Source organism: Acinetobacter sp. DL27, from assembly GCF_055810995.1.
Genome location: NZ_CM147947.1, coordinates 2830586 through 2852876 on the forward strand (window position 1 = coordinate 2830586; position 22291 = coordinate 2852876).

The 22291-nt window shown below is 42.0% G+C and carries 23 protein-coding genes and 1 pseudogene; 8 read left to right on the forward strand and 16 right to left on the reverse strand.

Going from position 1 to position 22291, the window contains the following annotated elements; translation table 11 throughout:
* Positions 1–22 precede the first annotated feature (22 nt).
* Entirely contained in the window at positions 23–1546 is a 1524-nt protein-coding gene (ppx, locus tag AC0KVP_RS13660) for an exopolyphosphatase (protein ID WP_473337327.1), read from the reverse strand.
* A 263-nt stretch (positions 1547–1809) separates the two neighbouring features.
* Between ppx and trxA the strand changes: the two genes are divergently transcribed.
* From trxA to AC0KVP_RS13675, 3 genes are all read left to right on the forward strand, one after another.
* On the forward strand, positions 1810–2136 hold the full coding sequence (trxA, locus tag AC0KVP_RS13665) for a thioredoxin (protein ID WP_004692264.1): 327 nt from the start codon (positions 1810–1812) through the stop codon (positions 2134–2136).
* A gap of 330 nt (positions 2137–2466) precedes the next feature.
* Positions 2467–3735 carry a transcription termination factor Rho gene (gene rho, locus AC0KVP_RS13670; RefSeq protein ID WP_004692266.1) on the forward strand — a complete coding sequence of 423 codons (1269 nt, stop codon included), beginning with the start codon at positions 2467–2469 and terminating at the stop codon, positions 3733–3735.
* A 411-nt stretch (positions 3736–4146) separates the two neighbouring features.
* Positions 4147–4398, forward strand: coding sequence for a hypothetical protein (locus AC0KVP_RS13675; RefSeq protein ID WP_336956341.1), 252 nt, complete (start codon positions 4147–4149; stop codon positions 4396–4398).
* A gap of 142 nt (positions 4399–4540) precedes the next feature.
* Here AC0KVP_RS13675 and AC0KVP_RS13680 read toward each other — a convergent pair whose 3' ends face one another.
* From AC0KVP_RS13680 to pheS, 3 genes are all read right to left on the reverse strand, one after another.
* A complete protein-coding gene (locus tag AC0KVP_RS13680; protein ID WP_004649746.1) occupies positions 4541–4837 on the reverse strand; it encodes an integration host factor subunit alpha in 297 nt (98 codons plus the stop codon).
* Complete coding sequence (gene pheT / locus AC0KVP_RS13685) at positions 4834–7215, reverse strand: phenylalanine--tRNA ligase subunit beta (protein ID WP_473337332.1); 2382 nt, start codon at positions 7213–7215, stop codon at positions 4834–4836. The genes AC0KVP_RS13680 and pheT overlap by 4 nt, the downstream gene beginning before the upstream one ends.
* 136 nt (positions 7216–7351) lie before the next feature.
* Positions 7352–8332, reverse strand: coding sequence for a phenylalanine--tRNA ligase subunit alpha (pheS, locus tag AC0KVP_RS13690; protein WP_004979194.1), 981 nt, complete (start codon positions 8330–8332; stop codon positions 7352–7354).
* Between the two features lie 157 nt (positions 8333–8489).
* On the opposite strand from pheS, the gene AC0KVP_RS13695 reads away from it, so the two are divergent.
* The gene (locus AC0KVP_RS13695; RefSeq protein WP_473337334.1) at positions 8490–9506 is read left to right on the forward strand and encodes a hypothetical protein; all 1017 of its coding nucleotides are present in this window, start codon (positions 8490–8492) and stop codon (positions 9504–9506) included.
* 61 nt (positions 9507–9567) lie between these two features.
* Here the strand turns inward: AC0KVP_RS13695 and AC0KVP_RS13700 are convergent, their stop codons facing one another.
* From AC0KVP_RS13700 to rpmI, 4 genes are all read right to left on the reverse strand, one after another.
* Complete coding sequence (locus tag AC0KVP_RS13700) at positions 9568–9780, reverse strand: KOW domain-containing RNA-binding protein (protein WP_004692273.1); 213 nt, start codon at positions 9778–9780, stop codon at positions 9568–9570.
* A gap of 129 nt (positions 9781–9909) precedes the next feature.
* The gene (locus tag AC0KVP_RS13705) at positions 9910–10461 is read right to left on the reverse strand and encodes a P-loop NTPase family protein (RefSeq protein ID WP_473337336.1); all 552 of its coding nucleotides are present in this window, start codon (positions 10459–10461) and stop codon (positions 9910–9912) included.
* Positions 10462–10613: 152 nt separating this feature from the next.
* Entirely contained in the window at positions 10614–10973 is a 360-nt protein-coding gene (rplT, locus tag AC0KVP_RS13710; RefSeq protein ID WP_004692276.1) for a 50S ribosomal protein L20, read from the reverse strand.
* A gap of 11 nt (positions 10974–10984) precedes the next feature.
* Positions 10985–11179, reverse strand: a complete 195-nt coding sequence (rpmI, locus tag AC0KVP_RS13715; protein WP_004278281.1) for a 50S ribosomal protein L35 — start codon at positions 11177–11179, stop codon at positions 10985–10987.
* A gap of 221 nt (positions 11180–11400) precedes the next feature.
* Here rpmI and AC0KVP_RS13720 point away from each other — a divergent pair.
* Both AC0KVP_RS13720 and AC0KVP_RS13725 read left to right on the forward strand, forming a co-directional pair.
* Positions 11401–12654: pseudogene (locus tag AC0KVP_RS13720) on the forward strand (MFS transporter).
* Positions 12655–12758: 104 nt separating this feature from the next.
* Entirely contained in the window at positions 12759–13490 is a 732-nt protein-coding gene (locus tag AC0KVP_RS13725) for an energy transducer TonB (RefSeq protein WP_473337337.1), read from the forward strand.
* Positions 13491–13596: 106 nt separating this feature from the next.
* On the opposite strand, the gene AC0KVP_RS13730 is transcribed toward AC0KVP_RS13725, so the two are convergent.
* The 3 genes from AC0KVP_RS13730 to AC0KVP_RS13740 form a co-directional block, all read right to left on the reverse strand.
* A complete protein-coding gene (locus tag AC0KVP_RS13730) occupies positions 13597–14025 on the reverse strand; it encodes a YqaA family protein (RefSeq protein ID WP_473337340.1) in 429 nt (142 codons plus the stop codon).
* Between the two features lies 1 nt (position 14026).
* Positions 14027–14320 (reverse strand): hypothetical protein, encoded by a 294-nt coding sequence (locus AC0KVP_RS13735; protein WP_473337342.1) that lies wholly within the window; start codon positions 14318–14320, stop codon positions 14027–14029.
* 115 nt (positions 14321–14435) lie between these two features.
* Complete coding sequence (locus AC0KVP_RS13740) at positions 14436–15056, reverse strand: glutathione S-transferase N-terminal domain-containing protein (RefSeq protein ID WP_473337343.1); 621 nt, start codon at positions 15054–15056, stop codon at positions 14436–14438.
* Positions 15057–15177: 121 nt separating this feature from the next.
* On the opposite strand from AC0KVP_RS13740, the gene AC0KVP_RS13745 reads away from it, so the two are divergent.
* A complete protein-coding gene (locus tag AC0KVP_RS13745; RefSeq protein WP_473337345.1) occupies positions 15178–15816 on the forward strand; it encodes a class I SAM-dependent methyltransferase in 639 nt (212 codons plus the stop codon).
* Positions 15817–15907: 91 nt separating this feature from the next.
* Here the strand turns inward: AC0KVP_RS13745 and infC are convergent, their stop codons facing one another.
* Both infC and thrS read right to left on the reverse strand, forming a co-directional pair.
* A complete protein-coding gene (gene infC, locus AC0KVP_RS13750) occupies positions 15908–16459 on the reverse strand; it encodes a translation initiation factor IF-3 (protein ID WP_050796974.1) in 552 nt (183 codons plus the stop codon).
* Positions 16460–16464: 5 nt separating this feature from the next.
* On the reverse strand, positions 16465–18387 hold the full coding sequence (thrS, locus tag AC0KVP_RS13755; RefSeq protein WP_004692292.1) for a threonine--tRNA ligase: 1923 nt from the start codon (positions 18385–18387) through the stop codon (positions 16465–16467).
* Positions 18388–18895: 508 nt separating this feature from the next.
* Between thrS and AC0KVP_RS13760 the strand changes: the two genes are divergently transcribed.
* Positions 18896–20539, forward strand: coding sequence for an acyl-CoA synthetase (locus AC0KVP_RS13760; RefSeq protein WP_473337346.1), 1644 nt, complete (start codon positions 18896–18898; stop codon positions 20537–20539).
* A 79-nt stretch (positions 20540–20618) separates the two neighbouring features.
* On the opposite strand, the gene yjgA is transcribed toward AC0KVP_RS13760, so the two are convergent.
* From yjgA to rapZ, 3 genes are read right to left on the reverse strand one after another with little or no spacing between them, the layout of a single operon-like run.
* Positions 20619–21152, reverse strand: a complete 534-nt coding sequence (gene yjgA / locus AC0KVP_RS13765) for a ribosome biogenesis factor YjgA (RefSeq protein ID WP_005400753.1) — start codon at positions 21150–21152, stop codon at positions 20619–20621.
* A gap of 2 nt (positions 21153–21154) precedes the next feature.
* Complete coding sequence (locus AC0KVP_RS13770; RefSeq protein WP_010325935.1) at positions 21155–21424, reverse strand: HPr family phosphocarrier protein; 270 nt, start codon at positions 21422–21424, stop codon at positions 21155–21157.
* Complete coding sequence (rapZ, locus tag AC0KVP_RS13775; RefSeq protein ID WP_004692298.1) at positions 21421–22272, reverse strand: RNase adapter RapZ; 852 nt, start codon at positions 22270–22272, stop codon at positions 21421–21423. Before rapZ ends, AC0KVP_RS13770 begins: the two co-directional genes overlap by 4 nt.
* Positions 22273–22291: the final 19 nt, after the last annotated feature.

A 22291-nucleotide genomic window follows, 5' to 3' on the forward strand; every position in this document is an offset into this window, starting at 1 on the left:
CATAAATCCCTAATTGACCAATTTATTCATCGACAAATTGTTCTGATTGGATATCCAGCTCAACATCCCAATGCTTACATTGCGCTTGCTCATCATGCAAGTCTGCAACCAGCAAAGGCCATTGCGCGGCATTACCAGAAACACTCAGTTGCCATTGTTGCGCATTGCCTACTGTTAATTCAATGGCAGGAAGCATCTGATCGCTACGACTATGATTCAGTAAAACTGCGAGGCGAAGTAACAAACATAGATAGACTAATTTGTTGCCGCCAACCTTCATCACATCGACACGCGCGTCACTGCGCAGCTTACGACGGTGATGGGCCACCAAATGCGACAGATGGTTTTGATCAATTTGTGAGAAGCCCGCAATGTCAGAATGTTGCAATAAATATGCACCATGACGATGGTAGCCCGCATGACTAATCGCTAAACCAATTTCATGCAGATAAGCCGCACGACGCAGTAAATCACTGTCTTCTGTGGTTAATTTTAGTGAATCCGCCACACCATCAAACAAATGCTGAGCCATGTTCACGACCCGTTCTGCTTGTTTTGGATCGGCGTTATAACGACCCATTAACGCTTGTACAGAACGATCTCGAATATCTTCATGTTGAAAACGCCCCAACAAGTCATACATCACCCCTTCGCGTAGGGCACCATCTGAATACACCAATTTATCCAGTTCGAGTACATCGAAAATGGCATAAAGTATAGCGATTCCGGCTGGCAAAACTGCTCGACGGTCTTCTTTTAGGCCATCAAATTCCATCTCAGCGACGTGTTTATATTTGAGCAATTTTTCTTTGAGCTTATCTAAACCGTCACGGGTGAGTTCTTCTTTTTCATTACTCCAACCCATATTTACGGTAATTTGACGACACGCTTTGATGGTTCCACTCGAACCGACCACCGTATCCCAACCCGCTTCTTTATAGGTATTGGCAATACCAGACAACTCCTTACGTGCTGCCACCACGGCTTTATCAAAACTTTTTTGGTTAATTTCACCATCAACAAAGAAGGCTTTGGTAAATGCTACACAGCCCATTTGTAAAGATTCAGTATGAATGGGTTCAAATTCTTCACCAATAATCAGCTCTGTCGATCCCCCACCGATATCAATCACAAGGCGGCGCCCACTGTTTACCATGGTATGAGATACACCCAAATAAATCAGACGAGCCTCTTCACGACCTGCAATAATTTCAATATGCTTCGGCAAAATTTCTGCCGCTTTTTGAATAAATTCATGTCCATTTTTGGCTTGGCGTAGCGCATTGGTCGCCACAATTCTTAAACGATTCGGCTGAACCGAACCTAAGCGTCCGACAAAGCGAGATAAACAGGCCAAACCGCGCTGCTGTGCGGCTTCTGTTAAGTTTTTATTTTCATCTAAACCCGCTGCTAACTGTACTTTTTCTGACATTGACGCAACTTTTTTCACTTCGCCATGGTCCACTCGTGCAATCGCTAAGTGGAAGCTGTTCGACCCCATATCGATGGCAGCAAGTAACTCTTCATCAATCAAAAAATCAGACATGATTTAATATAAACCTATACAGAATTGTGCTTAGATTAATTCACCTCCATGCAATTTAAAAGCCATTTGTGGTCAGAAATTGACGAGCTTTTAAAATTTCGGCATATATGACAATTGTGTTACACGATCAGTAACATCGTGAGCTTCAATTAGACAAATTCAAACTAAAGGTTGAAAATTTAGTAATCCATCTACTCAGTGATAGCAGGCTATGACATACTATTAGCCATAAAACTATCCAAAAATTGAAACTGGAGCTATCCATGTCTGGCAATATCGTAAATACAACTGATACAAACTTCGACGCTGATGTACTTCAATCAGACGTTCCTGTGCTTGTTGACTTCTGGGCAGGCTGGTGCGCGCCATGTAAAGCAATTGCACCTGTATTAGAAGTATTGGCGAACGAATACGAAGGTAAAGTGAAAATTGTTAAAGTTGACGTGACTTCTTGCGAAGCAACGGCTGTGAACTATAACATCCGTAACATTCCTGCATTACTTATGTTCAAAAATGGTGAAGTTGTTGCTCAACAAGTGGGCGCTGCACCAAAATCGAAATTGACTGCTTTCATTGAAGAAAACATTTAAGCAGCCGTTTAAATTGAAAATGAAATACGCTGTCTAAACAACAGCGTATTTTTTTCGGCTATAAATTGACAAGTCTAACTTTCTCTCTTATATTGCATGATCAAGAGATAAAGGATTATTCAATCCTGCCATTTTCTTAAAAGACACAACACATAAGATCGCCGCTCGGCAATACAAATTGTTTTGACACGTTTCTCTTCAAACAATGAATCAGTCCTCTGAATTGTTATAGTTCAAATACAATTGCGTTACTTCATTGCATGTCTGCGGCTAAATGTTGCTTCCTTTTCATCCTGTAATTTAGAATTTTTGATTCTTATCTGACCTCCTATGAATTTAACCGAACTCAAGAAAAAACCGATTGGCGAACTCATCAAAATTGCTGAATTTATGGGCCTCGAAGGAATGGCTCGTAACCGTAAGCAAGACATTATTTTTGCCATCTTAAAGCGCCATGCGATGAATGGCGAAGAGATCTTTGGTGATGGCGTTTTGGAAATTCTGTCAGATGGCTTCGGCTTCTTACGCTCTGCAGCGGGTTCTTACCTTGCAGGCCCAGATGACATTTATGTTAGCCCATCTCAAATTCGTCGTTTCAATCTACGTACTGGTGACACCATTACGGGAACCATTCGCCCACCCAAAGAAGGCGAACGTTATTTTGCACTGTTAAAAGTGAACCAAATTAACTACGACACGCCAGAAAACTCACGCAACAAAATCTTGTTTGAAAACTTAACACCACTTTTCCCAACCGAGCAATTGGTGATGGAACTTGGTAACGGGACGACAGAAGATTTAACTGCACGTGTAGTTGACTTGGTTGCACCTATCGGTAAGGGCCAACGTTCAATTATCGTAGCGCCGCCAAAAGCGGGTAAAACCATGTTGTTACAAAACATCGCTCAGTCGATCGTGCGTAACAACCCTGAGTGCTTCCTGATCGTTCTTCTCATTGACGAACGTCCTGAAGAAGTGACGGAAATGGAACGTACAGTTCGTGGTGAAGTCATTGCTTCAACGTTTGATGAATCTCCTGCTCGTCACGTTCAAGTGGCTGAAATGGTGATTGAAAAAGCAAAACGTTTGGTTGAGCACAAGAAAGATGTTGTGATTCTTCTTGACTCCATTACCCGTTTAGCACGTGCTTACAACACCGTTGTGCCTTCATCTGGTAAGGTTTTAACTGGTGGTGTCGATGCACATGCGCTGGAACGCCCTAAGCGTTTCTTCGGTGCAGCACGTAATATTGAAGAAGGTGGCTCACTAACCATCATTTCTACAGCCCTGATTGAAACAGGCAGTAAAATGGATGAAGTGATCTACGAAGAATTTAAAGGTACAGGTAACCAAGAAATTACACTGGATCGCCGTATTGCAGAAAAACGTGTCTTCCCTGCAATGAATATCAAAAAGTCTGGCACCCGTCGCGAAGAGCGTCTAATGTCTGAAGACAATCTACGTAAGGTTTGGATTTTACGTAAGTTACTTCATACTCAAGATGAACTTGCAGCAATGGAGTTCTTACTTGATCGCATGAAAGAAACCAAAACCAACGATGATTTCTTTGATCAAATGAAGCGTAAAGCGACCAGCTAACCCGACCTGCTTCACCTAAAAAGGCTGTCTTAACGACAGCCTTTTTATTTGGTTGACTTAGCTTACACAAAGCAACATTTCATCCGATTCTCTGTAAACTTATTTGCAAGTTTTTGATAAACAAAAATTTGAAATAAAAAACCTTCATCTTTTTAAATGTTTATTCAGCACTTCTCCAATACAAACCTCATCATTGATTGTTATTTTCTGTTAAAAAAGCCCTGTTTTTAGACCTTTTTTATCACTTTTTTCATCCCAGCTAGTAGCAATTCAAAATGCGCAGTGATAGCATATTTGCAGACCAGTTAGGCTGCTCCTGCATTGTTAGTCCCTAGCAAAATTAGGAACAATAAAAGCACACAACAGACTAACGTCGGTTTTTTTTAATCTCATATTTTAGAGAGTGATGCCATGTTATTCAAAAAAATCGCTATTGCTGCTGCAGTTGCTACTACTTTAGCTTTCGTTGGCTGTGCTAAGAAAGAAGAAGCTCCTGCTGCTGCTGCTGCATCTGAAGTTGCTGCTGCATCTGAAGCTGTTCAAGCTGCTTCTGAAGTTGCTGTAGACGCTGCTGCTGCTGCTTCTGAAGCTACTGTTGCTGCTTCTGAAGCTACTGCTGCTGCTTCTGAAGTTGCTGCTGCTTCTGAAGCTAAAGCTCACTAATCTCTTAGAGATTAGTCAGAAAAAGAGAGCCCTTGGCTCTCTTTTTTTATGCTCAAAATTTATCAAAAAACGATGTTCCATGATTTGGCAAGAATTTAATCAGCCAAACGATCACCAAAAATTCTAAGCAAAAAAAAGCAGATCAATCGATCTGCTCATTTCCCACACGCTGGCGGAATTTCTGCCCTGCGCGGAAGGTTACTACACGGCGTGCAGAAATCGGAATTTCTTCACCCGTTTTCGGGTTACGACCTGGACGTTGACGTTTATCACGCAACTCAAAGTTACCGAAACCAGAAAGTTTAACTTGCTCACCAGAGATTAGCGCTTGGCTAATCTCGTCAAAGAACAACTCGACCATTTGCTTAGCTTCACGACGGTTTAAACTCGTGAGCTCACTTAGATGGTCAGCCATTTCCGCTTTTGTTAATGCTGTCATGAAGCCCTCAATGTCGCCTGATAAGTGTTTTCCAACACTTGTAAAATATGATCCATACCGGATTTAATTTCAGCATCTTCAAGCGTACGTGATGGGTGTTGCCAAAGAAGTGCAAATGCCAATGAGCGCTTACCGTCTTCAACGCCTTGCCCAGTGTACACATCGAACAACCAAGTCGAGTCTAAAAGCTCACCACCTGTTTTTTCGATAAGTTGCTGAATTTCACTTACATTTATCTTATCACTAATTAAAAGCGCAATATCACGTCTAACCGACGGAAAACGTGATAATTCTGTAAAATTAGATACATAAGTTTGCAAAACAGCCGATTGATCAAGTTCAGCCACCCAAGTTGTGCTCAAATCCAGCGCATCTTCTAAAGATGGATGTAATCGACCAAAGTAACCAATAGATTGGCCATCGACTAAAACCTCAGCAGACTGTCCTGGATGCAACCAGCTACGTTCAGAACGAACATAGTCTACTTGCACACGACCTGCTGCCAATACTTCTTCAATTTCACCTTTGAAATCAAAGAAATCCATAGCTTGAGGTTTAGCATGCCAAGTTTCTGAAGTTTTTGCACCTGTTGCAATCACTGCAAGGGTAGGAATTTGTTTCAAATCATGAATAGATTCAGCGTCTTGATAGTCAAAACGTAAGCCTAGTTCAAAGAAACGTACACGGCTTTGTTGGCGGTTCACGTTGTATTGCACACACGGAATCAAACTAGAGAGCAGTGTTGAACGCATCACTGCTAAATCGCTTGAAATCGGGTTAGCCAAAGCCAAAGGATTCACAGCCGCATTGAGTTGCTTCTCAAGCTTTAAGTCTGCAAAGCTAAAGCTAATCGCTTCTTGATAACCCAAAGTCACGAGGGTTTGACGAAGCTGAGTCATTTCAAATTGGTCTTGATATTGCGCCAATTGCGCTTCAATTTTTGGCAAACTGATTTGAATATTGTCATAACCATGAATACGCGCGACTTCTTCAATTAGGTCTTGATAGATCGCCATATCATAACGGTGTGAAGGCGGCACCACAGACCACTGATCTTCTGCTTTAACCGTCACAGCACAACCTAAACGGGTTAAGGCATCCGCAATAAATGCAGCATCTACGCGATAACCGAGCAATTGATCCACTTGTGCTTGTTCTAGCTCAATCGCTTCACGCTTCGGTAAAACAGCCGCTTGTTCCGCAGTCGTAATCGGACCGAACTCACCACCCGCCAATTCTGCAATCAATTGTGATGCACGGTGCATCGCGAGCATTGGGAGTTCAAAATCTACACCACGCTCATAACGCTGCGACGCATCGGTATGCAAGCCAAAGCTACGGGCACGACCCGCAATTGCTAATGGAGCAAAGAATGCAGACTCTAAGAAAATGTCTTGGGTTTCATCGGTAACAGATGAAGACAAGCCCCCCATGATACCTGCAATCGCTAATGCTTTTTCATCATCTGCAATCACCATGACTTTTTCATTGAGCTCAACTTCTTGTTCATTCAGTAGAACCAATTTCTCAGCTACATTCGCTTGGCGGACTTGAACCGAACCTTGAATTTTTGCCGCATCAAAAGCATGGAGCGGTTGACCCAACTCCATCAGTACATAATTGGTAATATCAACCAAAATACTGTGTTGGCGAATCCCTGAGCGAACCAAAGCGCGTTCCATCCACTCTGGGGTTGCTGCTTTGGTATTCACATTTTTAATTACACGACCTAAATAGCGTGGGCAGCCTTCAGTGCTCACCACAACTTTTTTCTCATCAGCAATGGTCGCAGCAACGGCATTAATTTCAGGTGCAGTCACGGTCAGTTGGTTAATCACCCCAATTTCACGGGCAATACCACGAATACTGAAACAGTCACCACGGTTTGGCGTGATGCTGATATCAATCACATGATCATCAAGCTGTAAGTATTCACGAATATTCGCACCTACGGGTGCATCAACGGGCAGCTCTAAAAGACCATCAATTTTATCTTCTAGATCAATTTCAGATGCACCACACAACATACCTTGTGACTCAATGCCACGAAGCTTGCCTTTCTTGATTTTGAAATCACCTGGAAGCACAGCACCAATGGTTGCCACTGGGACTTTCATACTAACCCGTACGTTTGGTGCACCACAAACAATTTGTAAAGGTTCACCTGAACCAATATTCACCGTGGTCACACGTAAACGGTCTGCATCGGGATGTTGCTCTACAGTCAACACTTCACCAACAACCACGCCAGTGAACGGTTTTGCCGCAGGTGATAAATCATCGACCTCTAAACCCAGCATGGTCAGTTGGTCAGATAAAGTATTGCTATCAACGGCTGGGTTAACCCATGTACGCAACCAATTTTCGCTAATTTTCATAAATTCAATGTCCTTAATCTCCCCTAACCTCTTTTAAAGAGAGGAAAACACACCACCGTTTTAGGTAGACCAGTCCCCCTTTATAAAGGGGGATTTAGGGGGGATTTCAATAATTCTAAAATAACTGTTTAAACTATTAAGCAAATTGGCGTAAGAAACGCACATCGTTTTGGTAGAACATACGCAAGTCATTGATGCCATAACGAAGCATCGCAAAACGTTCCACACCTAGACCGAAAGCAAAGCCTTTGTATTTTTCAGGATCAATCCCTGCTGCCTGCAAGACATTTGGATGCACCATGCCACAACCAAGTACTTCTAACCATTTACCACGCTCATCCATAATATCCACTTCAGCACTTGGCTCTGTGAATGGGAAATAAGATGGGCGGAAACGCACTTTTAAGTCTTTTTCAAAGAATTCGTTTAATAGATTGACCAATAAACCTTTCAGTTCTGCAAAGCTAGTATTTTCAGCGACATACAAACCTTCAATTTGATGAAACATTGGCGAATGCGTTTGGTCAGAGTCACAGCGGTATACACGACCTGGACATACAATACGAATCGGGGGTTGCTGGGTTTCCATGGTACGAATCTGCACACCCGAAGTATGAGTACGTAGTAAATGTGTCGCATCGAAATAGAATGTATCGTGCATTGCACGCGCAGGGTGATGCCCTGGAATATTTAAAGCTTCAAAGTTGTGATAGTCATCTTCAACTTCTGGACCAGTTTCAATCACAAAGCCCGCTTTGGTAAAGAACTGACAAATACGCTCTTGCACTTGAGTAACGGGGTGAATACTACCAATCGTTTGACCACGACCCGGTAAAGTAATATCCACCGTTTCACTTGCAAGTTTTTGAGCCAACGCTGCTTGTTGTAATTGTGTTTGGCGTTCAGTTAAAGCACCGGTAATCGCTTCGCGGACTGCATGAATTTGCGCACCAAAATTTTTACGCTCTTCAGGGTCCATTTTACCTAAAGCTTTGGATTGCTCAGCGAGCTGGCTTTTCTTACCCGTAAACTGCACTCGTACTTGATCGAGTGTAGCAAGGTCCTCTGCTGCTGCAATCGCAGCAAGCGCTTCAGTGGTCAGGGCTTCCAGTGACATAGTAACTCTCAAAGCAACAATTTATAAAATTAATAAAACCCCATATTCTATCAGTTTTTAAGCACGTTGATGAAGCTCTACGATCAGGAAAATTTGTTTAGTACATGGTTTTGTAAACAGGTTAAGATAGTGTCATCACAGAAGAGAACAACAAACGATGTCGCTTGATCCTATTTGGCAACAACAACTTACTTTAGTTACTTATGGCAATGAATATTTGCGCCACAACCTAAGTTTCCAACGTTGGTTAGAACATGCCATTTTTGACCGACATTGCTTTCAGTTTCGTGATCTGAATAGCCAACATTTACTGGCTCAGCATTTTCAAGTGTGGCTTGAAGCCTTAAAAAAACAAGGGGTCAAACAGCTCAGTCTGCATAGCTCAACATTGCTAGCAGATGAAAAGAACCCTAACCCAAATGTTGAACTCCTCGCTACACCACATATTATTGTTAGCCATCAAGCACAGCAAAAAACTGCTTGGATTTTTGGTAAAGAACTGGCTGAATGGTACAGTGCTGAACACGATTTTATAACTCCAAAAACGCAACAAAGCTCAATCCGTAGCGAAAATTTATGGCGTTTTGAACTGAATCACAAGCTCAGCAAACGTATTGAAGCGGATTTACAAACACCGAAATGGGATGAAATCGAAAACTTTACCGAACAAGAACTATTTAGTGCGCCATTTGCACAAGGTTTAGTAGAACCCGAGACAGTAGACTTACCGTACTATGGACAACAAGAGGCCACAGATGAAGCCCACCGTCTCGCTATTTTACCAACAGACTATACTGCTGATTATGCACATCAAACGCTGTATCGCTTAGATGCGTTATCAGCATTTATCCAGACTAAAATTCAACATCCTTATAATGCAGAAGGCCAAGTGCTCACGCCAGATGAGCAATTGAACTTACGTCATTTTGAGCAAAAGATTGATGATTTAAGTACTAAGTTTATTGTGAAAGTGGCCAATCACTATCAAACGGCGCAGCTCACACCCAAAGACATGACTACACCACTTGATGCTCGCAATCATTCAACACCTAAATTAAGTGCGATAGAGACTAAGCCTCATGAAACACACCATAAATCAGGGAAAACTGGGGTATTTGCTTTAATCGTAATTACGATTTTGATCTGTGTAGTTGGTTATTATTTTGGCTTATAAGCTATTATAGATATATCAAAGCGCTCCTCTCAAAGAGCGCTTTTTTATGGGTCCAACTTCTTCAGGCGGTAATTAGAAGATTGAAGGGCCTAATCTTGATTTGCACCTTATGCTGATTGGCATGTTGATTAATATAATGATTAACCGAAACAACCTCGCCTTCAAGCTCCGCATCAGGTCCATACATAATTTTGACTGACTCGCCTTTTCTGGGAATCATTTGTAATTCCACCGTGATACTTCCCTGTCCCATCCCAGTAATTTCTGCAAGCATATCCTGCTCCTTTTCTTTTTAATCTTTTTATTTATTAGGCATCGGCCACCTTTGAGATTAAAGCAGATTTATGTAACTAAAGCTTAATGGTTCATCTTGATCACTGAGTAGGCACTGATATTTTTTTATTTAAACGCTAAGCTTTTCAACAGCCAACTGATCTAAAAAATGACTCACCTGTTTTGGTGTCTTTAAATGAATCCACTGTATATGTTGATATTCAGGCATCTGCATCATTTTTAAGTATTTCTGTCGGTTTTTAGCATGCGTTTTGATCATCCACCAAATAATCGAATCCCGACCAAACATCCGTAGTAAGCTTTCCCGATTATTCGAGTTTTCCCATAAATCCTGTTGCGCCCATGCCCGCTGAACCGCACGCTTCACAGAACGGTAAAGGTTGATTGGAAACGGTAAGTCCAACCAAATGACAGTATCAATTTCCGCCCATTTCACAGGAATGGCGCGAGTATAGTTACCATCGATCACATAGCCCTGTGTCGCCTTCTGTACTTCTGCCTCAATCTTGGCAAAGAACACCTCATCGGGACATTCTTGCCAGTCATCCAGCCAAAATAGATTATCCAACTCGATATAATGCAAATCTAATTTTTCGGCCAAAGCTCTGGAAAATGTAGATTTACCTGTAGCAGAAGTTCCTACGACATTGATTTTTTTCATTGTACTGGCCTAACGCTGATGCGGTCTTTCTTATCATATGTAATTATGGTTGTATCACAGTCTCACCTTTGACCCATAAAAAATTTGCCTCAAAAAATAATCGGCAATAAAAAAGACCGCTAAAAAGCGGTCTTTCTTTAAGCCTTAAAGACTTATGCAGCTAATGCATCTTTAGCTTTAGAAGCTAAAGCAGCAAATGCAACTGCGTCATGCATAGCGATGTCAGCAAGTACGCGACGGTCGATAATCACTTGAGCTTTTTTCAAGCCAGCGATCATACGGCTGTACGATAAACCATTTAGACGAGCACCAGCATTAATACGCGCAATCCATAGAGCACGGAATTGACGTTTTTTCTGACGACGGTCACGGTAAGCGTATTGACCCGCTTTGATTACTGCTTGGAACGCTACGCGATATACGCGTGAACGAGCGCCGTAGTAACCTTTAGCACGAGCAAGAATTTTTTTATGACGGCGATGAGCCTGTACACCACGTTTTACACGAGCCATTTATAATCTCCTTAGATGTATGGGCACATACGACGAACTGAAGCAACGTCACTCACGTGAACCATTACACAGCCGCGTAATTGACGAATACGCTTAGCAGATTTTTTGGTCAAAATGTGGCGTTTGAACGCTTGTTTACGCTTGAAACCGTTAGCAGTAGCTTTAAAACGCTTAGCTGCACCACGGCGAGTTTTCATCTTAGGCATAACAACCTCTTTTGAACACCTGTTCGGAACGTTTGCACCATTGCAAAACGACCTGCAGGTAAGGGAGCGAATATTCTAATCGAACTTTGTCTAAAACAAAAGCAAATAATCAACAATAAAAGCACGCTTAGTTTATTTCCCGATAAGCTTTAAGCGATGAATTTATAACCGAGGTTTAGTCCAAGTCGTATAATGCTTCATCCATTCCATACTGTACCCTTATGAACGCCACACAGGATGCTTTTGCCGCACTCCGATACCGAGACTTCTCTATTGTTACGCTCAATCAATTTTGTCTGACGCTTGCCATTTTGATTCAGGAAATTATTGTGGCGTATTCTTTGTATAAAATTACCAAAGATCCTCTCACTCTAGGCTTGATTGGTCTAGCAGAAGCAATCCCCTTTATTGCGCTCTCCTTATGGGGCGGTTATTTTGCCGATCGCTTTAATAAGCAAACCATCATGAAAATCTGCTTATTCTTTGCCATTCCTCTGCCCTTGGTTTTATGGGGGCTATTTCATGTTTATGGCTTAAAGCAAATTGAACTCTCCACCCTGTCATGGGGTGTTTATGCTGTGATCTTTGGCCTAGGAACAATTTGAGGTTTCTATAATCCATCCGCAACATCTCTCAAACCTTTTTTAATTCCACGAGACATTTATGCCAATGGTGCCACATGGACCACCATTGGTTGGCAAAGCGGGGTGATTATTGGCCCGATGCTCGGTGGATTTATGCTGGCATTTTTCGGCCGTGAAACCAGTTTAATCAGTGTAGCGGTACTGCTCAGCCTATGTTTCTTACTCGTCAATCTTTTAAGCAAACGCACTTTTCCTAAAATTGAAACGGAACGTGTACTACAAAGTTTAGGTGAAGGCTTTCGCTTTATTGCTAAAACTAAAATTGTCCTCTGGGCCATATCACTCGACTTAGTCTCGGTACTGTTCGGCGGTGTGATCGCTTTACTCCCGATCTTTGCTGAAGATATTTTGAAAATTGGGCCTGAAGGATTGGGCTATTTACGGGCAGCACCATCGATTGGTGCACTCATCACCATGATTGCACTGACACGTTTTCCGCCCACCCGACATGCATGGCGCAATATGCTGCTTGCTGTTGCAGGCTTTGGCCTATTCACCTTATTGTTCGCTTACTCAAACTATCTCTGGCTGTCTTTATTTGCTCTTGCTATGACGGGTGCATGTGACAGTATTTCAGTGGTAATTCGTCAGACCATTTTACAAATTTATCCTCCTGAGAATATGCGAGGCCGTGTTGCAGCTGTAAACGGTATGTTTGTGTCGAGTAGTAATGAACTGGGGGCATTTGAGTCAGGTCTTGCAGCAAAATATTTAGGCCCTGTGATTGCAACGGTTTTTGGCGGCGGCATGACACTCTTGGTGGTCGCACTGAGTTGGGCTAAAACCAAAGACTTATTTGGTGTAGACATCACCCAAGCCGAGCAAAAATAGTTTTAATTTAACAATATAACTTGCGAGTCTTTCCAATTCAGGAAATACTCGCAACAATTATTTAAGTCATGCGCACTGGATGCGTTATAAAAGAAATCGATCATATGAAACCACTCTTCTTGCTCGCATTATCTACACTGCCTTTTCATCTAAGTCATGCAGCTCAACCACCATTAGAACTCACCATTCAAAAAAGCTCAGCTCAATCGGCGCATTTGACCACGCGTATTCAATGGCTAGATTTCCCCAAACCCCAATATAAAAATAGTGATTTAAATCAACAAAACCGTGCAGCAATTATTCGTGTGTATGCAGATGAAACAGGTGAAGTAACCAAAGCGACAGTCCAAGAAACAACTGGAATCAAAGCTTTGGATGAAAAGCTGGTGAATGCCGTGCTTCAAGCCAAAGTAAAACCTTTTATGGAGGACGACACCGCTTTAGCTGTCATTGGTTATCAAGTTTTTAATTTAAACTTGACCCCAGATGATGTCGAAGCATGTCACTATAGCTTTGACTCAAAGAACTGGCTTGCACAACAACAGCAGCAAAAAGTGCCTTTTCAATATCAGGCTCAACCTACGCTTGCGTTAGATTCAACGCAGTTGAATGATCATGACCGTCAAATTAAATTTAGCTTTAAAGCCGATAAACACGGCAACATCAAGAAGCCTAAAATTATCAAAGGTTCAGGCATTTACGCGCTTGATCAACAAGTTTTACAAGCCGTTGCAAACAGCAAAGTCAGTGTTAAACGCACGGCAAGTACACTGTGGCTCTATAAAAAGTCTAAATTTAAAGATGCGATTGAATTCGATATGAATGCTTGTCGTTAAAAATTTAGCATGACACGAGTTTTCACTCACTCGTGTCATCTCTCTATATAAACTTTAAACCCATTCAGCCAATATAAGCATGTGGCCAGTTGGTCTCTGAAAATAATTAGAACTGACTAAACATCCAATACACAAAAAGATAGCGTCCTATTTTCGCAATACTCACCATCACGACAAAACGAACAAAGTTTTCTTTGAGTAATCCTGCAATGAGGGTAATCGGATCACCAATGATGGGCACCCAACTGAGCAATAAAGACCAAAAACCATATTTTTGATAAATGCCCTGCGCCTGCAACATCTTTTGCTCTGAGACGGGAAACCATTTTTTGTTTTTATATTGCTCAACTTTCAAGCCGAGCCACCAATTCACACAGCTACCTAGAATATTGCCTAGGCTTGCAACAGCTACCAACAACCACACTGGATACTGCGTCTGAGCCAACAATCCCACCAAGACAGCCTCTGATTGCAAGGGTAGCAGTGTCGCTGCCCCAAAAGCAGAAAGGAAAAGTAGTCCTAAGGCCCACAGCATTTTATGATTTTAAACCCAGCTTTTTCTTGGTTGAGCTATAGGCAAAACTTGACCAGATCAATGCCAGAATCAACAAAGACCAACGCGACCATGAATATTTATCGGCAATGGGTTCAATTGCAGCGCGAAGTACCACCTGATCCTTGGTATTCAGCAGTTCAATGATTTGTTGAATGTGTACCGCTTCAGCTACAAATAGCACCAAACATCCTGCAATCCCCACAATAATACTGAGATAGATTTTAGGATTCGCTTCAATAATGCGGGTTAAATTGAGGAAAAACTCTTTTTTCATTACACTAATGTCCAAACAACCTTTCAACAAAAAAGCCACCCATCGGTGGCTTTAAAGAATGGCTTATACCTTGAAGGCGCTAAGCTTAACACAGTTCAAGTCAGCGCTTCTGTAACTAATTAACTTGAAGCGCCAACGCACGCTGAACTGCAGAACGCGCTTGAATACGCTCCATATAAGCCTTCACATTTGGGTAGTCATTTATGTCAATTTGTTGCCATTCATAACGCAAAATCCATGGAAAAATTGCCATATCCGCTATCGAGTACTCTCCAGCCACATAGTTTTGACCAAAAAGCTGCTTGTCTAGTACACCATACAAACGCTTGGTTTCATTGACATAGCGTTCAGTTGCATACGCAATACGTTCGGGAGCAAATTTACTAAAGTGATGGTTCTGTCCAAGCATTGGGCCAAAACCACCCATTTGCCACATCAACCACTGCTCAACTTCAACACGAGACTGTTCATCGCTTGGATAAAACTGCCCTGTTTTACGCCCTAAATACTGTAAAATCGCCCCTGACTCAAACACAGAAATGGCTTCACCTTTAGGACCATCTTGATCCACAATCGCAGGGATTTTATTGTTGGGTGAAATGCGTAGAAAGTCGGGCTGGAACTGATCATTTTCTAAAATATTGATGGGAAAGACTTGATACTCCAAACCCATCTCTTCTAATGCGATGCTAATTTTATGTCCGTTGGGTGTTCCCCAATAGTACAAATCGATCATTCTTATTTCCTGAGTTTATTCACTTATTTTGGATACACGATATCATAATTAAACATGACTATTTTTATGTAATTTTATATATTATTTAGCTCTTATTCGAATAAAAAAATGACTTAACAACATGAATAAAATCATTGATATTCCAAGCCCAATCGATCTTAAAGATCCGCTACATGCGACACAGTGGGCAAAGGAAGTAAACCTTAAACGACCTTACCGCATCAAGTTCTTCGAACACTATATTTCTCAAATTTTAAATCATCCAAAACCAGATGTCCGTATTTTAGAATTAGGCTCAGGCCCTGGTTTCTTTGCATATGAGCTCTTAAGTAGACGAGCTAATATTAACTATACAGCCGTCGATTTTTCTGCGGCTATGCATAACTTAGCCAAACAGCGCTTAGCTACTATTCCCCATACGTCCGCAAATTTCATCATCGCTGATTTTAAACAGCAGGATTGGTATACAGTTCTGAATGATCAACGCTTTGACTATGTCTTGATTCATCAAGCTTTACATGAACTTCGCCATAAAGCATATGCCTGTGATTTTCATAAAACTATTGCACAACAAGTTATCCAACCCCATGGCTCTTACTTCATGACCGATCACTTGGCACAACCCGATGGAAACATGAAGAATCTTGAACTATATATGACCAAAGATGAACACATGCAAAGCTTAAGTAACGCTAACTTTAGGGATATTCAGATTGGGCTTGAGATAGACGGTTTATGCACTTTGCAAGCAACTTTATAAGGTCATAATCAAATTGGTTAGCAACCTTCTCTTCATGTTGTAATAAAAAAAGCACTGCATAGGCAGTGCTTTTTTTAAGATCAATGGATCATTACTTTTTCTTTTTAGGACCAAGCAACATACCCATTTGACGACCTTCCATTTTTGGTGATTGCTCAACAACACCAATTTCAGCCACATCTGCTTCAACTTTTTGAAGTTGAGCCAAACCAAGCTGTTGGTGCGCCATTTCACGACCACGGAAACGAAGAGTAATTTTTACTTTGTTGCCTTCTTCAAGGAACTTAGTAATTGCACGTAGTTTTACGTTGTAATCACCAACATCAGTACCCGGGCGGAGTTTGATTTCTTTCACCTGTACTTGATGCTGTTTTTTCTTCGCTTCTTTCTGCTTTTGCTTTAGATCAAACAAATGCTTGTTGAAGTCCATGATTTTACAAACAGGCGGTTCAGCGTTTGCTACGATCTCAACAAGATCAAGCTCAACACTTTCAGCAGCGCGTAATGCTTCTGCCAAGCTAACAATACCTTTTTGCTCACCATTTTCGTCTACAAGACGGACTTCTTTCGCACGAATTTCATCATTCAAAGCAGGACGGTTTGATTTGTTACCGCCCTGTTGATTACGGTCAGGCTGTTTAATCGCTGTTACTCCACAATGTACCGGCCGCGTTCGGCAACGGCTGCTTTTACTAGGTCAACGAAAGCGTCGATTGACATAGTACCCAAATTTGTTCCTGAGCGGGTACGCACGTTCACTGTACCTTCCTCTACCTCACGATCCCCAAGTACCAGTAAGTAAGGAATACGCTCTAATGTACGTTCACGAATCTTAAAGCCGATTTTCTCATTTCTCAAGTCTGAAATCGCACGGAGACCGTTTTCTTTAAGTTTAGCGACGACTGACTCACATGCTTCCGCTTGTGAATCGGTAATGTTCATCACACATGCTTGAATTGGTGTTAACCAAGGTGGCATAAAGCCCGCATAGTGTTCGATTAGTATACCAATAAAACGTTCAAAACTGCCAAGTATTGCACGGTGCAACATTACAGGTTGATCGCGATCATTGTCTTCAGTGACATATGACGCATCTAAACGTTCTGGCAAATTGAAGTCACATTGGATTGTACCACATTGCCATACACGGCCTAAGCAGTCTTTCAGTGAGAATTCAATTTTCGGACCATAGAATGCACCTTCACCCGGTTGAAGTTCCCACTCCAAACCAGCAGCATCTAAAGCATCTGCTAAAGATTTTTCAGCCATATCCCAAAGTGCATCATCACCCACACGTTTTTCTGGACGTGTAGACAACTTCATTTGCACTTCTTCGAAACCAAAGTCTTTATATACATCTAAAGTCAGTTGAATGAAGTCAGCCACTTCTTGACCAATTTGTTCTTTGGTACAGAAAATGTGTGCATCATCTTGCGTAAAGCCACGAACACGCATAATGCCGTGTAATGAACCTGATGGTTCGTTACGGTGACACGAACCGAACTCAGCCAAACGAATTGGCAAATCACGGTATGATTTTAAACCTTGGTTGAACACTTGTACGTGACAAGGACAGTTCATCGGTTTAATTGCATAGTTACGACTTTCTGAATGCGTCGTGAACATGCCATCTGCATAGTTTGCAGCATGGCCTGATTTTTCCCAAAGTGTGAAATCAACCACTTGCGGGGTACGAATTTCGAGGTAGCCATTGTCTTGCTGAACTTTACGCATGTATTGTTCAAGTACTTGATAAATGGTCCAACCGTTTGGATGCCAGAACACCATACCTGGTGCTTCTTCTTGCATATGGAATAAATCTAAAGCTTTACCAATTTTACGGTGGTCACGCTTTTCAGCTTCTTCAATACGTTTGATATACGCTGCAAGCTGTTTTTTGTCTGCCCACGCTGTACCATAAATACGTTGTAACTGTTCATTCTTCGCATCGCCGCGCCAATAAGCGCCTGACATTTTAGTCAACTTGAATGCTTTTAAAAATTTAGTATTTGGCACGTGTGGACCACGGCACATATCCAAATAATCTTGATGGTAGTACAAGCCCATTTCTGTTTCTTCAGGCATGTCTGCAATCAAGCGTAATTTATAATCTTCACCACGCGCTGTGAATTCTGCAATCACCTCATCACGTGGTGTCATTTTTTTGATGACATCATAGTCTTGATCGATGAGCTTTTTCATGCGCTCTTCAATGGCTACCATGTCTTCTGGTGTAAATGGCTTTGCGCTAAAAATATCGTAATAGAAGCCATCTTCAATGACAGGACCAATCACCATTTTCGCTTCAGGGAACAATTGCTTAACCGCATGTCCCACCAAGTGAGCGCAAGAGTGACGAATGATTTCGACACCTTCTTCGTCTTTAGGCGTAATAATTTGAAGGCTGGCATCCGTGGTAATCAAGTCAGATGCATCGACTAAACGACCATCGACTTTTCCTGCAACTGTATTTTTCGCAAGACCCGGACCGATGCTCAGTGCAACGTCCATCACAGATACAGCTTGATCAAATTGTTTTTGATCGCCATTTGGCAAAGTGATAATTGGCATAAAAAATCCTTAAGGAGTGATGCCCCGTACCATGGAGCATGTCACCGCGAGATTATGATCGAGGTAAAACCTCAAAAGATAAAAACGGTGGATAAATAAAATCAGTCGAATTTTACACGTGTTATCCACAGGATTAAACCTTTTCCCCTAGAAAATTCACGTTTCGGCGCATTTTGAATTCATTTGCCAGTCCCGCAGCCTCCCTAAAATGAGGGAATTGATGTGCCGCAATCCTCATAGCTACATTTTATAATGACTGTATCGGTCACTTTTTATTGAACAATGCAGTAACACATGCATACACATTTTGCTTAAAAAGCAGGCTAAAATCTAACTAAAAGGGTTTATATCGCATAGAACTCATAGATTCGGTTTAGATAAACTAAACAAAAAAGTTCAATAAATTCATCTAAAAAGCGCAACTCGACTAAAGCATAAATGCAAGATGGCTGAAAAATGCATATCTTTTAAGCAATGGAAAAATAATACTGAATTTGGAGTGATAAACATGGTCAGCGCTTATGACGAACTACCAAGAACCCCCGCAAACTTTGTGGCTTTGTCACCGCTGCGTTATTTAGAACGAGCTGCCTATATTTATCCCCATCAAGATGCCATCATTCATGGCCACCGTCATATTTCATGGCGTGAAACTTATCAACGTTGTCGCCAGTTTGCTTCACAACTGCAAAAATTGGGAATCACAAAGAACGATACTGTCTCTGTTTTGCTGCCCAATGTCCCTGCAATGATCGAAGCACATTTTGCAGTCCCAATGGCAGGTGCTGTGCTCAACACATTGAACACGCGCTTAGATGCCAAAACCATCGCATTTATGCTTGATCATGCAGAAACCAAAGTCTTATTGGTGGATCCAGAGTTTGCATCGGTTGCACAAGAGGCTTTGGCTTTGGTCAAGCGCGACATTTTTGTGATTGATGTAGATGATGCTGAGTACGAAAACTGTTTTGCAGCTCCCATTGGTCAAATTGAGTATGAAGACTGGTTAACCGAAGGCGATGAAAACTTTGAGTGGCATTTACCTCAAGATGAATGGGATGCCATTAGCCTAAATTACACCTCGGGAACAACAGGTAACCCGAAAGGGGTGGTCTATCATCACCGCGGGGCTTATATCAATGCAGCCAGTAACATCATTGCTTGTGGCATGACACCTCGTGCGACCTACTTGTGGACCCTACCCCTGTTTCACTGCAACGGTTGGTGCTTTGCATGGACCATGGCAGCCAATGGTGGCACCAACATCTGTTTACGTAAAATTGACCCTGAACTCATTTTTAAACTCATCGCTGAGCACAAAGTCGATTATTTCTGCGGTGCGCCGATTGTGTTATCAATGCTGATCAATACCCCTGAAGAGCAACGGGTTCACTTTGAACACCGCGTCGAAGTAATGGTAGCAGGTGCTGCACCTCCTGCTGCAATTATTGAGGGCATGCGTCATATCGGCATCAATGTCACCCATGTCTATGGCCTCACTGAAACCTATGGCCCTTCTGCGCTTTGTGCGTCTCAAGCGGGTTGGTCTGACTTATCGATTCAAGAACAAGCACAACTGCACTCACGCCAAGGTGTTCCGTACCCACTGCAAGATGGCATGAAAGTGCTGGATCCAGATACCATGCAACCTGTCCCGCATGATGGTCAGACCATGGGTGAAATTATGTTCCGTGGCAACATTGTGATGAAAGGTTATCTCAAAAACCCTGAAGCCACCGCAGAAGCCTTTGCTGGTGGTTGGTTCCATACTGGCGATCTTGCAGTCTGCCAACCCGATGGCTATGCCAAAATTACCGACCGCTCTAAAGATGTGATCATTTCTGGAGGTGAGAATATTTCATCACTAGAAGTTGAAGAAATTCTTTATCAACACCCTGCTATTTTAACGGCTGCGGTGGTCGCGAAACCCGATCCTCGCTGGCAAGAAGTGCCCTGTGCATTTATTGAACTCAAAGCAGGCAAAGAAACCACACCTGAGGAAATCATTGAATTCTGTAAGCAACATCTGGCACGTTTTAAAGTCCCAAAAGATGTGGTGATTACTGAAATTCCAAAAACGTCGACAGGCAAGTTACAAAAATTTGTCCTACGCGATTGGGCCAAAGAGCGTGCAACGGGCGAGTTTAGCTAAACATTCAGCAGTTTATACAAACAAATATTCTCAAATAAAAAAGCGACCTTGAAGGTCGCTTTTTTTATGTCTAAATGACTTAATTATCTGAAATTAAAGCCACTTGCTGAATGTAGTTAAACAACTTTAAACGAGAAGCTTTAAGTTGTTCTTCATCAGCCTGCTGTTTCATATCACGGTGAATACGCAATACATGCTGACGAATGGTATGACGTTCCGCGGCATTATAAGTTTTGGAAAACTCATTAATGACCACATCACCATCTTTGATCATACGATCAACCCAACGCTGTAATTGAGCAGTTTTTTTCGCGCCTTGTTGCGGTGTCAAATAAGACAAAATCACCGTTTCATCTTCATTACGCAACAACTTACCAATACGTAAAAATTGGCGACGACGAGCTTCATTTGATGTAATCAGTTTCACATCCAAAAGGGCTTCAATCAAACGCTCTTCAACAGGTAAGTTTTGAATTTGTTTAGTGTTCAACTCTGCAAGTTGAGAACCCAAAGATGCCATACGTTGTACGGCTTTTTTCTGTTCAGTTTTACTTGCACGTCCTTCTAAAGATTCAAAGTCTTCTTCAGTAAAACTATGCGGTCGACGTGCCACGATTAATCTGCCTCGTAAAATTTTGCTGCAAATAGTGCCTGAATCTCAGATAAAGCTTGTTCTTCATCTGCGCCTTCAAGCACCAAGCGTAAAGTGGTGCCCTTTCCTGCGCCTAACATCAGGAGGGACATAATATTTTTGGCATCCACCAATTTGTCTCCTTTTCCAATTTGGATTGAAGAACGGAATTTGGTGGTCACTTCAATGAGCTTGCCAGATGCACGCGCATGTAACCCTAGTTTATTAATTACGTCAACTGTTGTGTCAATCATGCCCAGTGCTTCATTTCTCGATGGAGGACCTGAATAGACCATTTTGCCTCAAGGGCTTTTTTTAGTCTATCCACAATATATACAGAGCGATGCTGCCCACCCGTACAACCAATTGACACGGTCATATAGTGACGATGCCCTTCAGCAAAAGCTGGTAACCATTTATCTAAAAATTTGTAAATATCTTGGAACATTTCGTGCGTTTGCTCACTTTGTTCCAAAAATTTTTGCACAGGGGCATCTAGTCCTGAATACTTCCGCAGTTCTAAATCCCAATGGGGATTGGGTAAATGTCGAACATCAAACACATAGTCAGCATCTAACGGGATACCGTGTTTAAAGCCGAAAGACTGCAAAATCAAAATCAGGTTATCCGACTGCCCCAATTTTGACAGCAAGGTATGCTTTAAATCGTGCACACTTTTATCGGTGGTATCAATATGCACGGTTGAGCGCAAATTAATCGGCAATAAAAGGGTTTTCTCTTCTTGAATACACTGGTTCAAACTTTGAAAGCGTGTCGCTAACGGATGTGGACGACGTGAAGCACTAAAGCGCGCAATCAGCTCTTGGTCACGTGTGGTCAAATAAATAATATCGACCGTACCATGCCTTTGCAATTGTTCAAACACCAAGTCGAACTCTTGCAAATCTGCACGTGTACTGCGTACATCCACACCAAGCGCCAACTGCTCAAGATTATTTTCCCGATCCAGCTTAGCCACAATCTCTGGGAGTAAGGCCAAAGGCAAATTATCAATACAGTAATAACCGAGGTCTTCCAACACTTGTAATGCAGAGGATTTACCCGAACCAGACTGTCCTGTAACAATTAAAATGCGCTTCATCTTAATCCTTTGAGAGGTG